At 52.6% G+C, this 13334-nt stretch carries 11 protein-coding genes; 2 read left to right on the forward strand and 9 right to left on the reverse strand.

All coding sequences use genetic code 11. The features are described 5' to 3' along the window. Window positions 1-570 precede the first annotated feature (570 nt). The 9 genes from QU597_RS27080 to QU597_RS27120 form a co-directional block, all read right to left on the reverse strand. Complete coding sequence (locus tag QU597_RS27080; RefSeq protein ID WP_310830584.1) at window positions 571-2247, reverse strand: ABC1 kinase family protein; 1677 nt, start codon at window positions 2245-2247, stop codon at window positions 571-573. Next, entirely contained in the window at window positions 2248-2595 is a 348-nt protein-coding gene (locus QU597_RS27085) for a phasin family protein (protein ID WP_310830585.1), read from the reverse strand. A gap of 104 nt (window positions 2596-2699) precedes the next feature. Then, window positions 2700-3332 (reverse strand): ThuA domain-containing protein, encoded by a 633-nt coding sequence (locus tag QU597_RS27090; protein WP_310830586.1) that lies wholly within the window; start codon window positions 3330-3332, stop codon window positions 2700-2702. Between the two features lie 238 nt (window positions 3333-3570). Further along, complete coding sequence (locus QU597_RS27095; RefSeq protein ID WP_310830587.1) at window positions 3571-4383, reverse strand: uroporphyrinogen-III synthase; 813 nt, start codon at window positions 4381-4383, stop codon at window positions 3571-3573. Between the two features lie 91 nt (window positions 4384-4474). Continuing rightward, on the reverse strand, window positions 4475-6511 hold the full coding sequence (locus QU597_RS27100; protein ID WP_310830588.1) for a methyl-accepting chemotaxis protein: 2037 nt from the start codon (window positions 6509-6511) through the stop codon (window positions 4475-4477). Window positions 6512-6746: 235 nt separating this feature from the next. Further along, entirely contained in the window at window positions 6747-7142 is a 396-nt protein-coding gene (locus QU597_RS27105) for a Fur family transcriptional regulator (protein ID WP_310830589.1), read from the reverse strand. 73 nt (window positions 7143-7215) lie between these two features. Further along, a complete protein-coding gene (locus QU597_RS27110) occupies window positions 7216-8313 on the reverse strand; it encodes a Ger(x)C family spore germination protein (RefSeq protein WP_310830590.1) in 1098 nt (365 codons plus the stop codon). Beyond that, entirely contained in the window at window positions 8310-9410 is a 1101-nt protein-coding gene (locus QU597_RS27115) for a GerAB/ArcD/ProY family transporter (RefSeq protein WP_310830591.1), read from the reverse strand. Before QU597_RS27115 ends, QU597_RS27110 begins: the two co-directional genes overlap by 4 nt. After that, the gene (locus tag QU597_RS27120; RefSeq protein ID WP_310833423.1) at window positions 9410-10777 is read right to left on the reverse strand and encodes a spore germination protein; all 1368 of its coding nucleotides are present in this window, start codon (window positions 10775-10777) and stop codon (window positions 9410-9412) included. Before QU597_RS27120 ends, QU597_RS27115 begins: the two co-directional genes overlap by 1 nt. 147 nt (window positions 10778-10924) lie before the next feature. Between QU597_RS27120 and QU597_RS27125 the strand changes: the two genes are divergently transcribed. Both QU597_RS27125 and QU597_RS27130 read left to right on the forward strand, forming a co-directional pair. Then, a complete protein-coding gene (locus tag QU597_RS27125; RefSeq protein ID WP_310830592.1) occupies window positions 10925-12478 on the forward strand; it encodes an FAD-dependent oxidoreductase in 1554 nt (517 codons plus the stop codon). 78 nt (window positions 12479-12556) lie between these two features. Further along, window positions 12557-13276: a 3-ketoacyl-ACP reductase gene (locus QU597_RS27130; RefSeq protein ID WP_236335022.1), complete on the forward strand. Its 720-nt coding sequence runs from the start codon at window positions 12557-12559 to the stop codon at window positions 13274-13276. Window positions 13277-13334 lie beyond the last annotated feature (58 nt).

Below are 13334 nucleotides of genomic sequence, written 5' to 3' on the forward strand. Positions count from 1 at the left end.
TGGATTTATTCTGCTTACATAACTTATAGGCATCCATGTTCGGAGTAATGTACGTTCATATTCCCTCGTTAAGGGGCAAACAAAAGCGGAAGAACCCGTCTACCCAGGTCCTTCCGTCCCATTTGCCGCCTCTTGCCCTGCAGGTGTGCGGTCAAAGTTCGGTTTCTAGGGCAGCAGCGATCCACCGGACATTCATGACGGCACTCCTTTTGCGTTCCATTACACTCTATACAATAGTCTGTCCGGCTTTTGGCGCACGGAAACAGTAAGCTTAGAAAGTTATCCTTCTTATTGTACTTGATATCAGGGCATTTGTGTGTAACTGCGCAAGAATAATTATTCTGCGCCTGCTATATAACTTGAACTTAAGGTTTAGAGAGTAAAGATCAGTCGCAACTACGGTGGATGTTTGGACTTCCGGCCGCTGTTGTCTGCAGATTTCTTAATTTATACCGCTTCTAGCGGTAGAAGTCCGCAGACAAAGGCGGACGCTATCGCTCCTCCAGTTCCAAAATCCCCCTCCATCGCTCCTTTTCTTATCCTCTGTTATTAAGTTAAATTTATATACAGCTAGAATCTGCCCGATTTAAAAATCGACAGCAGCAGCCAGATCACCATCAGCAGCGCTATGACTGAACCGATCTCCACGGTGGGGAAATCCCACAGCACCGAAGGCTCGCCGCGCAGCGATGAGCCGATAATCAGTCCGGCCATAATGATGCTGAAGGCAAGCAGCACAATGCTGAACGACAGGCGGTTGCCGACCCGGCTGAACTTATGCTCCAGATCCTTCAGCTCAGGAACTACCACTTCCACCTTCAGCTTGCCGCTGCTGATCAGCGCTGACAGCTGGCGGGCCTGTGAAGGCAGCTCCACCAGGCTTTCAGCCAGATCCGCGACACCGCCGAGCAGCTTGCGCTGCACCCGGCTGCTGCTGAAGCGCTGCTTCACCAGCTGCCTGCCAAAGGGCTCAGCCATCTGCACAATACTGAAGGATGGGTCCAGATTCGCCACAATCCCCTCCAGCGTCAGCATCGTTTTGCCCAGCATCGCCAGGTCCGGCGGAATGACCAGCCTGTGCTTACGGGCAATGCCGAACAAATCGTTCAGCGCCTTGCCGATACTCACCTGATTGAACGGGATGTCATAATAGGACTCCCGCATCCGGTCCATATCATCCCGCAGCGCGGCACGGTCGGCATTCTCGGGAATAACCCCCAGACGCAGAATCGCCCGCACCATCGAATCGGTATTCCTGCGCATCAGCGCAATGACCAGTGCAGACAGGCTGTCCTTCATCTCTTCACTGAGCCGCCCGACCATCCCGAAATCAATCAGTGCCAGCTTGCCGTTCTCCAGCAGCATCACATTGCCGGGATGGGGATCGGCATGAAAAAAGCCGTGAATAAAGATCTGGTCCAGCATCATCTCTACCAGCTGCTGCGCAATGGTCTTCAGCTTCATCCCCCGCTCCAGCAGCTCCTCCCGGCGGTTCAGTGTAATCCCGCTGACGAATTCCATTGTCAGCACCCTGGCCGAGCTGTAGTCCCAATAGATCGCGGGAATCACAACCTTGGCCTTAGCTTGCTCCGGCTGCTGGCCGGCAATGCGCTCGGCATTACGGCCCTCCTGGGCGTAATCCAGCTCGGCCAGCAGTGAGCGTGAGAATTCCTCCACCATCCGGGTCAGTCCATATTGCTTCGCCCAGTCCAGCCGTCTTTCGGCCAAGGCGCTTAAATCCTGAAGAATTTCCAGATCCCGGTTCATCGTGCGCGTCACACCCGGACGCTGTATCTTAACCGCTACGCTCTGGCCGCCGTGCAGCACGGCCCGGTGCACCTGGCCAATCGAAGCCGCAGCGATAGGGGTATCCTCAAACCTTTCAAAGATATCATGAAGCGGCTGATCCAGCTCCTGCTCCACAATACTCCGCGCGGTCTCCGCCGAAAACGGCGGCACATTATCCTGCAGCTTGACCAGCTCCGCTATAATGGGCTCGGGCAGCAAATCGGAACGGGTGCTGGCGAGCTGGCCTAATTTCACAAAGGTCGGTCCTAAATCCTCCAGTACGCGCCGTATGCGCTCCCCGACTGTCAGACTTGTATGAACCTCCTGCGTCATAATCCGGCGCGGCAATGACAGCAGATGGTAGAGCCCCAGCTCCTCCACCATATAGCCGAAGCCATGACGCATTAGCGCCATGGCAATGGTCCGGTACCGCCCGGCATGTCTGATTCGAACTGCCATTTAATCCGTACGCGTATCCGTCATAGTATCCTCCTGGGGAGAGGTGCCCTCCAGCTCGGCTACACGCCGCTCAAGTGCGGCAATCCGTGTTTCGAGTTCGGCAACATCGCTCTGTGCAGGAACCTTCAGCTCCTTGAGCACACGCTGAACCTGCTCCTGTACGGCGCTCTTGAACGCACCGCGTTCTTCTTCGCCGCGTTCCACCAGCCGGTCCACAAGCGCTTTGGACTCTGAGGGAGCGAGCTCCCCGCGTTTAACCAGCTCATCTACTGCCTTCTCGACCTTCTCTTTGCTGACAATGGTGAGGCCTACTCCTAAAGAGATTGCTTTTTTGAACAGATCACTCATGGCACTTTCCTCCCAAAGATTCCAGTTATGGATAAAGTATACCCCTTGTCGGCCTATTTCACAAAATTAAGGCTGCAAGGGGCAGGTTTAATGACAAGATGAAGTTATCTGGGAATGCGGGCTGCCCAAGTTGCCGCCCGCAGAATCAATTCACGGACTGCAGGATGGCGGAAAGAGGGCTCATGATGACCGGGCATAAGAAACACTACTCGTCCCTGCCCGTAACTGTGGCACCACGCTGCCGGGTACGTTTCGCCGTCCGCTTCGTATTCAAGCAGGATAGTTTTTTCTGTAAACGGATCAAACTCAAAGCGGTACGGCTCCTCATCCAGCTGAAAGTCCTCAATGCCCTCGGTAATATCATGCTCCTGCACTTTAAAGTTCAGGGAAGTATACGGCGGATGGCCGGTAAATCTGCCGCCGATCAGCTGGGCCAGCTCATAGCGTTTGGCCAGTGATATACCGGTATGCAGTACAATGAGTCCTCCCCCTCCGCTCACATAACTAAGCAGACCTGCGGTCTGCTGGGGAGAAACCGTCTCGTTCCACAACTCATTATAGGAAATGCAGAGATCATAGCCGGCTAAATGCTCTCCGAGCAGCAGCTTTTTATTCTCTGAGCATTGTACGGTCAGCAGGTCATTCAGAATTTCGCTGATTTGTTTGTCCACGCCCTGCAGCGGGTGGAAACGGGGATGGGTATAATCGCCCAGCAGCAGGCATTTTCTCTTGTCCATAGGTATCCTCCTTCAAGCTTCTTCGGTTTAAAAACGTCGCACATGTTGCTACTATTCTAAGTAAAACTGCTCCGGATGTCCATGCTCAGGCATAATAAGAAGAAACGGCTTCGCCGTCCTCTCAGGGACGGTGATCGTTTCTGCGAAAAATAGAAGGATGATTTATAGCGTAAAACATATAAATCCTTATATTTAAACAAAACCCGCCCAGGGGCGGGAATGAATTTCTTCGCCTGACTCAGCGCCTTGCGGCTAAATACCGCCCCAATTCAACGAACATACTCCCCATCCGTTCATGTTCGGGCATCACGATCCTTTGCACGCCTTCCTCTAATAGGGCTTGGGAAGTAATCTTCCCCACAGAAACGGCCAATACTCCATGTTCGAAGGCCTGTACCATTTCCTCCAGCTTGCCTTGCTCCCGTGCGTGCCCGGACAGGAACCGGAATTGCGGCGCACTGGTAAAAGCTACGGCATCTACTTTGCCCGCCAGGATATCGGCCAGCAGCAGATCCAGCGCTCCCGGCTCCGGCGGGGTATGGCGGTAAGGCTGCACCTCACGGACCCTTGCTCCGGACGCTTCCAGCCAGGCTGTGAGCCTGGGGGCGGATTCGCCATGCAGCTGCAGCACGATCTCTTTGCCCTGCAAATCGAATTCCTGCAGCCCGCGGATCAGTCCGCTGGTGCTTCCGTCGTCGTCACGGACAGCCGGGACAAGTCCGCGTTTCTTCAAGGCATTGACCGTTTTGTAGCCCCGCGCAGCAATAGGCGAACCGGCGAGAATCTCCAGAAAACGGCTGGCGATACCCATGTTCTCAGCCATGCCGAATATCGCATCCAGCCCCATTCCTGTTGTCAGAATGACCCAGTCCGGCGGCTGTGAGGTCCAGGCGGTCAGCCCTTGACGCAGCGCCTCATCATCCAGAAATACCGTGCCCTGGGCCGGACGATACACTGCGGTACCGCCCATATTCTCCACAAGCCTGGCCATTTCCTCTGATTTGCGCGGACCTGCCAGAGCGACAGTAATCCCCTTTAATTGCTCTGCCATGAACTCTTCTCCCCTCGTAACCCTGCATTATTGTTTATCAGTATACTTGCAAAGGGCGGGAAAAGAAAAGTGCCTGCCGGGTAATTCCTGATCAGGAAGCGCTGCCGGTATCCCCAGACTTGGCCTGAACTGCAGTGGACCCTGCCTGTTCAGGATAAAGCTTGAATCGGCCCACCAGCTTCTGCAGCTCTTCCGCCAGATGGCTCAGGTTCATCGTCGAAGATGAAATTTCCTCCACGGCAGCGAGCTGTTCCTGAGCAGCGGCAGAGATCGTCTCTGTATTGCCGGCAGCCTCCCTGGAAATGCCGCCAATCTCGCCGATTGCCCGCTCCATGCTTACGGCTTCGGCTGTCAGGGAGCGCACGGCCCCGTCCATCGCTTCGATTTTTTCCGCTGCCCCTTTAACTGCCCTGCGGATCCGCGAGAACGAACGGCCGGTGGTATCCACGGCCAGGATGCCGTCCGACACCTTGCTCTTCGCGCTTTCCATCGTCACTGTTGCCTGCTTCATCTCTTCGTTAATGGAGAAGATCTGCTCAGAGATCTGCCGGGCCGATTTCTCCGATTCTTCCGCCAGCTTGCGTACTTCAGAAGCGACCACTGCGAAACCGCGCCCCTGCTCACCCGCACGGGCGGCTTCGATGGAGGCATTCAGTGCCAGCAGATTGGTCTGACGCGAGATTCCCGTGATTACGCCGACAATGCCGTGAATTTGCTCGGTGCGCTCATTCAGTTTGTCGATTACCCCGCTCAGTTCCTCCACGGTCTCTTGAATGCCATTGATTTTATCCACCACACTGATTACCGAATCGTTGCCCTCGGAAGCAGACTGCGACGTCTTGTCCATCATTGCCGAGACCTGCTCCATGAAGCCGGAAATATTCTGAACCTCACTAGCTGTGGCTGCTGTGCTCTCCATTCCTTTTTCCACACTGTCCGCCTGGCGTTCTGTGCCCGCCGCTACTTCCTGAATCGCCAGAGTGACATGCTCGATGGCTCTGGTTGTCTGCTCAGCACCGGCTGCAAGTTCCTCAGCAGAAGAGGACACATCGTCGGTCATCTCCTGCACACCGATAATCATTTCACGGAGGCTGGCGACCATGGACCGGAAATTGTCGGCGAGCATGCCGAGCTCATCCCGGCGGAATATGCCAATATCCTCTGAAAGATCCCCCTTCGCAATGACCGCGGTAGCTTTGCGGAGCCTGTTAAGCGGCCGCAGAATGGACTCCACATTGAGGTAGATTAGTACCAGTGCCAGCAAGACCGAGATCCCGATTACAAGAATAGCGGTATTGCGGATGTCGGCTGTCGCGCTGGATACCTCACTTTTACTGATGGTGCCCCCGATTCTCCAGCCGGTTAGATCATTCAGCTTATACGTCATTTTCTTAGATAAATCCTTATAGACATAATTAAAGGAGCCGGATTCGGATTCGAACATCTTCTTCACAAATTCCTCTGTGGATTCCTTCCCCAGCGTCTCTGTAGGATGTACAAGGTACTTTTTGCTGCTGTCGACAATGAAGATATACCCCTGCTCGCCTACTTTAATATTGGTCAGATCAGCCAGTGCCGACAGATCAAGGTCGAGCGCCACCACGCCATTTCCCCCTTCAAGCACAGCCGAGATAGCGATCGCCGTCACCTTATTTACTGTCTCAAAGGCCGGCGAGATTACGATACCCTGGCCGTGCTTAAGGGCACTGACATAGGAATTCTGCTTGCGCGGGTCATACCCGTCCGGCAGCTTGGCCTCAGAAGCATGTATCGTACCGGCCCGGCTCGTTCCAACATAAATATCAAGTACATCCGGGTGCAGCGCAGCGTATTCCTTCAACCGGGCAGTAATATCAGCCGGGGCTCCTCCCGCTTCTGCATTGACTGCATCAGCAGTAAGCTGTGCAGCGAAATAATTGATATCGTTTATTTTAGACTGGATGTTGGCATTGATAATCTCATTGGCCGCCGCTACGCTCTCCGCAGCATTATTCATCAGCTGTCCTTCTACCCTGCTGCTTGCGGATTGATAGGTCTGCCAGCCGATGATAATGCTGGGAACCAGCAGGACAAGCAGGTATGTAAGAATAAGCTTCATACGGATGTTTATGTGGAATTTTTTATTCATGGGGATTCACGCTCTCTTTCATCTGGGTCTTAAGTATGAATAATTTAGTATAGGATATATATAATTATATATCGCACGTGGAATCCCTTTTTTTGAGCATTATTTATTCTTATAATCCTATAACATCTGAGAATTTTGATAGAAAAGCAAAAAAAGACCGTTCAAATGAAAACGGTCTTTTGTTATATATTATACTTCCTGCGCCGAAATGAATGCTGCAGGTCCTGTTCCGCTCTTAGTTCACCCTCTTGTTCTTGCAGGCCGGGCATACGCCTCCAAATACTACATGGGCATGGGAAATGGTATATCCGGTTTCCTCAGCCACTGTATTCATCCATTCCTCCGGCACATGGGTCATTACTTCATCCACAGCACCGCAGACATCGCAAAGGATATGCTGGTGATCGTCCAGGCGGGCATCGTATCTGCTGGCGGCCTCACCCAGCTTCAGCTCACGGATCATCTGTTTATCTGTAAGATAACGCAGCGAGTTATACACCGTGCCGTAGGCCAGGTTATGTCCCTGCTCTACCAGCCGGTTCATCACTTCTGCGGCAGTCGGATGGTCATGCGAATTACGGACGATATCATAAACGGCTTGCCGCTGTGAGGTCAAATTCAGGTTTCTCATCTTTATCATCCTTTAATTTATTTTTAGATCAAGTATAAATCCTGAATACCCTAGCGTCAATCCAATCTGCCGCCTACCTGATCATTCCGGAATATTTCACCTCCACTGCAGCTTCCACCTGAAACTTCAGCCGGGGATACAACCTCTCCCAATCCCTGAATTCTGTGCTGTTATCCCAGTGACGGGCTCCATAGTGGATTCCCCAGCCGAAAGGGTCGAGTCCGCTATCCCGCACTTTATACAGCAAGGCTCCAACATCCTGATTCAGGGCTTCCGCCCCGGCGTCAGATATTTGCCGCAGCAGGCTGTGGGTGACGATCTCCTGCGTACTGCTCTCCTCGAGAATGCCCTTGATTTTGATTTTGTAGCGGATAGCAGGTCCGCCTTCCTTAGAGGTGATAATCCGGTAGCTGGATGAGCTGCTCTCTGAATAGTACTGGTATCTCCCGTTATCCACCTTAGCCGGAAAATTCGTCCGCAGGTTAGAGCGGGTAAGCAGATTAAACAGCCTGGTTTCATTTGGGCTCAGCACCAGCCGGATTTTTTGTTTATCCAGCAGGGCGATTTTATTAATGAGAAACTGTTCTTTGCCCTGCGCTTCAATAACCGGCAGAATGGGGTCCTTCCCGTTCTCATAGACATTCCTCATCAGCTGATACGAATATACACTGGCAATGAAAGGTGATTCTGTCCCTTGTCCGCTCATGGCCATAATCAGCGAGTTGGAGGGAATCCGCTCTGACGGGGGTTTTACCTCGATGACCTTAAGCGCTTCGGGGCGCCCAACGGCTATATTAAGAATAAGCTGGATATCCCTGCGGCGCACGGCCCAGTCAAGGACATGCCTAATATCCTCCGCCGCAAGTTTTTCCCCTATGATCAGTGATTTACAGTGCACGTAGTCCAGTTCCTTCTCGACCTTGGATTTCATTCTGCGCAGCGCTTCGGAAATACTAGAGGATTCCTCGGTCAGAATCTGCATCTTTTCGTCAATCTTGGTCACGTCCCCCTGGGGAATCGCAAGCTTCAGGCTGACCTTGAAATGTTCCTTTTGCTCTCCGGGATCAATGCCAATCGCTACCACAAATATCCGCCGGTCAATATCCTTATATTCACAGCCTGTTGTCAGACACAATAGCAGGAGCCCGATCACAAGCAGCAATCTCCTCACGGATTCCGCCTCCTCAGCACGGTATAACAGTAGAACAGCAGCATAATCAGCAGGAATTCCCCTCCCCAGCGGGCATGCAGAAACCATATGCCTAAAACATTAAGCTGGTATTGATCCAGCCTCATTAAGATCAGGGTAATAACACTGAACAAGCCGAGTATAGCCGGCCCCCTCCATATGCTTGCCTTGGACTTTGGGCTTTTGCCGGAGGGAAACAGCCCGGTCAGCAGTTCCTTGCCCACATGCCAATGGATAATCACACTGGTGAGCGACAAATTAAGATAAGCGAAATAAAAAATAAACAGCATCCGCTCAATTAAAAAAGTATTTATCCGGATACTGTCTGCCGTAGAAAACCACGTGTAAATATGTTTTTCCACCGCAACCGTGCCGAAGTAGCCGATGGGAACATAGAAGGTCAACAGCAGCACTGCCAGTCCCTGAACCCCCAAGATCCAGCGGTGCTTCAGCCGCAGCTTGGGCAACACCCGGTTGAATACAGCCATATTGATATAACCGCTGAAGGAGAACGTGGCTGCGGCAATGCTTTTGACGTCCGGTGCATGAGGAAAATAAGTAATGATCTGCAGAACAGCATCCCAGCTGAAATGCGGATTAGTCACCGCTTTGATAAGCGTATACAGTATTAACGGCACGCTGATTCCCAGCATCACCTCCATCCCGTACAGCAGAGTCAGCGAATCTAGACAGGCGCAAAAACAGACAACAATCAGAAAGCCGATTACTACCAGGTACGGGCCGGTATCCGGGCTGATAAATCGCAGTGTAATATCGACAAACGACAGGATCGTAATCAGTCCGGCTGCACACCATAGAGCAGCGAAGATAACCATCAGCGGAATGGTGATACCTCTGGGAAACGTGGTGTCCATGATCTCCTGAACGCCTTTACCCGGAAACTTCGCCATGAGTGCGGTGAAAAGATAGATAAATACCGTTCCCACCACTACTGCCGCAAGGATTGAGGTTTGCGCTCCCTTAAAGCGTGTATCCACAAGTTCTCTCGGGACAAAATTAATGATATTGATCAGGCTGTTCATTAAAAAAAGCCAGTAAAAATAGCGGCTCTGACTCATCAGTGCCCGCCACCCTTCTGCTTGCCGGAGGTTCCGAGGCTATCCAGGAAGAACATTCTGAAATACGGCTGGCCGAAGCTGCGCTGGCTGCACAGATACATCGTAAATCCGACCAGGCAGACCACCACACCAACTAGGCCGAGAATAGCTGCCGCTATAATAAAGAAATATTTCAGCACACGGATCGAGAAGCTCATCATATTCAGAGGAATCATGAAATTGGAGATCGCCACCGCCGACACCAGAATGATCATAAAATTACCAACCAGTCCGGCCGCCGTTGCAGCCTGCCCAAGAATCAGACCGCCGACTGTCGTTGCCGTCGGTCCGATCGCACGGGGCAGCCGCAGGCTCGCCTCTGTCAGAAACTCCATCATGACCAGCATAATCAGCACTTCCACAAAGGAAGGATATGGGACGGTTGCCCGGCTCCCGGCAATCAGCAATGCAATCTGCACACGAACAATTTCCGGATTATAGGAGGCAAAGGCTACGTACAGCGCCGGCAGCCACAGCGTCATGGCTACGCCGGCCACCCGCAGCAGCTTCAGGAACCGGCCTACAAAAGGAAGCTGGATCTTGTCATCCATCGCCACAAAAAAATCATTGAAGATTACCGGCAGCAGGATCGCGAAGCCTGTAGTATCCAGCAACACCGCAATTTTTCCCTCGGCCAGATTAAACACGACCCGGTCCGGCCTTTCAGTCACTATGGTTTTCGGAAAGATACGCATCTTGTCACTTCTGATATATTTCTCAAGTTCTCCTGAAGCCTGTAAAATATCTATTCTCAGTGTCCCGAGCCTTTCCCGCAGCTCGTCCAGCACCTGATGGTTCACCCGGCTGTCATCGTACAGGATGGCCACCTTAGTTCTTGAAATATTTCCGATCACCATCGATTCCATTTTGAGTTCTGCGGATTGATAGCGCCGGCGGATCAGGTTCAGGTTCACTGCCAGGTTTTCGGTCAGCGCATCCGATGGACCCTGTGTCACACTTTCCGTCATGTTCTCACTGACACTTCTAGTCTCCGCCTTCAGGGCATCGAAGAAGCATAATTCCCCCTCGACGTGGACACAGGCATAACCGCTCAGCATCAGCTCCAGCACCTGCTTTCCTGTCTTTCCCTCTTCGCTGCCGGGATAGGAGTTCAGATACTCTGAATAAACCGCCGGATTATCTATCTCGTAAAAGGGTGCAATAATACTCCGGTTAATGATCTGCGGGTCGGTAATGCTTTTGATATACAGTAAGCCTGCCTTCCCCGAAGGCGCCGTCAGCATTCTTTCCTCCAGGTCCGCAAAATGGTCGAGCTGTCCTTTGATCCATTCCACGGATATTTTCTCCACGATCTGCTGCACAGGCATCATTATCCTCCTCTGCCGGAATCTCCGGAAGCTAAGCCTTATTTTGGTACAGCACTCGTTATTTCATGCACCTGGGGCTGTCAGGTTTCTTTTACCAGTAATGTGGTAATAAATGAAATGAAATATTGCATATGGAGGGATCGGATAATGAATACATCGAACATGAACTCACAAGGTCTTCCCCAATTTCCGGAATCGTTATGGAGAGGTACGACTGAGCTGCCTTCCTTTCCGAGGCTTGCGGAAGACCATGTTACAGATGTAGCAATCGTAGGTGCAGGAATAACGGGGATTACGGCGGCCTATCTCCTTAGTAAGGCTGGCTATAAGGTCACCCTGCTGGAAGCAGGGGAGATTCTTACCGGAACTACCGGATTTACCACAGCCAAGATCACTGCCCAGCACGGAATGATCTATGATGATCTGCTGAGTCATTTCGGTGAGGAGCAGGCGCGGGCTTACTTCCAATCTCATAGTGAATCGCTGGAGTGGATCCTTGCCACAGCCGGAGAGCTGGATATTTCCTGCAGAATTCATCATGAGTCCGCCTATCTTTATGCCGATCAGGGAGACGAAAAAACGCTGAAGCAGCTGGAAAAGGAGTTCAAGGCTTACGAGAAGCTGGGTCTGCCGGGAGAATGGCTGGACCATGTCCCGCTGCCGCTGATGGCCGGAGGAGCCATTAAGCTGGCAGGGCAAGCACGTTTCCATCCTCTGGAATACCTTAAGGGGATGCTGCAGGCTGTCCTCGACAAAGGCGGCATTGTCTACGAGCACACCACGATCGGCGAGAAGGTGGACAAAGGCGACCGCCTGACGCTGTACACCGAAGGCAGCGAGCATCAAATCCGCTGCCGTCATGCCATCTCCGCCTCCCATTTCCCGTTCTATGACGGAGGCGGGCTATACTTCACACGCCTGCATGCTGACCGTTCCTACGCTCTGGCAATCGAGCCGGAAACGGACTTTGAGGGCGGCATGTACCTCAGCGCCGGAAATCCTACACGTTCTCTGCGTGCCGTGGAATGGGGCGACAAGAGACTTGTGATTGTCGGAGGAGAGAACCACAAAACCGGGCAGGGGATCTGCACCTTTGGCCACTATGAGAGGCTGGAGCTGTTCGCCGGAGAATTGCTGGGGATTAAGCAAATTCCCTTCCGCTGGTCAGCACAGGACCTCGTTACACTGGATAGAGTCCCTTACATCGGACGGGCAGCAGAAGATGAAGAAATCTATATCGCCACCGGCTACGGTAAATGGGGGATGACCAGCGGAACGCTGGCTGCACGTATGATCGCAGATCAGATTCAGGGGAAGACGAATCCATACAGCAGCCTGTACGATCCTTCCCGCTTCAAGGCCAACCCCGGCATCAAAAACTTCATTGTTCAGAACGCCAATGTCGCCAAAGAGCTGGTGGCCGGCAAAGTGGAGATTATCCGCAAAAAGACAAGCGATCTTGAGCCGGATGAGGGCGCGGTTGTCTTTCATGACGGCAAACGCGTCGGGGCTTACCGTGACCCTGAAGGGCAGCTGCATCTGGTCGACCGGACCTGCACCCATATGGGCTGTGAATGCGAGTGGAATAACGCCGAACGTTCCTGGGATTGCCCTTGTCACGGCTCCCGCTTCTCCTATGAGGGTAAGGTGCTGGAGGGCCCGGCTACATTGCCGCTTACGAAGCTTACGCCGGAAAAGTGATTGTCCGCTTCCGCTCAGGTATAATAGGGTTGTAAAGGAACCTCAATAATCGAGCGATAGGGAGCGTGAAGAAAGGTCATGGATTTAAGAGGAAAAAGCATTGTGATCACAGGTGCCGGTAAAGGAATCGGCAAAGCATTAGCGATGGCATTAGCCAAAGAGGGCGCAAACCTGGGCCTGATCTCCAGAACATCTGCGGATCTGGAGGCACTGAAATCAGCCTTGACCGAAGTCTATGATGTCAAGGTAAGCATTGCTGTAGCCGATATTTCTGTACGTGAAGAGGCGGAGCGGGCCGTTGTCTCGCTGCAGCATGAGCTGGGTGCCTTCGATGCGCTGATTAATAATGCCGGGATCGCCAAATTCGGCACCTTCCTGGAAATGGATCCGGCTGACTGGGAGAAGCACATGGAGGTCAATCTGTTCGGTACCTATTATGTAACCCGTGCAGCTCTGCCAGCCATGATTGAGCGCAGCAGCGGTAACATCATCAACATTTCCTCCACAGCCGGTGAACGCGGCTTTGCTACCGGTTCGGCCTACTGTGCCTCCAAGTTTGCCCTTATGGGCATGACTGAAGCACTCGCCCAGGAGGTGCGCAAGCACAATATCCGGGTCGTGGCGCTGACGCCAAGCACAGTTAATACAGGTCTGGCCGAAAATGCCGGCCTCAAGATCGGCGATGAAGACCGGATGATGCAGCCGGAGGATGTAGCCGAACTGACCTTAGCTGCACTGAAGCTGCCGGATCGCGTATTCCTGAAAACCGCAGGCATCTGGACGACTAATCCGCAATAAATAAGCTTGGCTTAGCTGATACTTTACGACACTTTGACTTTGAGGGGGAACTGCTATT

It is taken from the genome of Paenibacillus pedocola (assembly GCF_031599675.1).
Lineage (GTDB): Bacteria > Bacillota > Bacilli > Paenibacillales > Paenibacillaceae > Paenibacillus_AQ > Paenibacillus_AQ pedocola.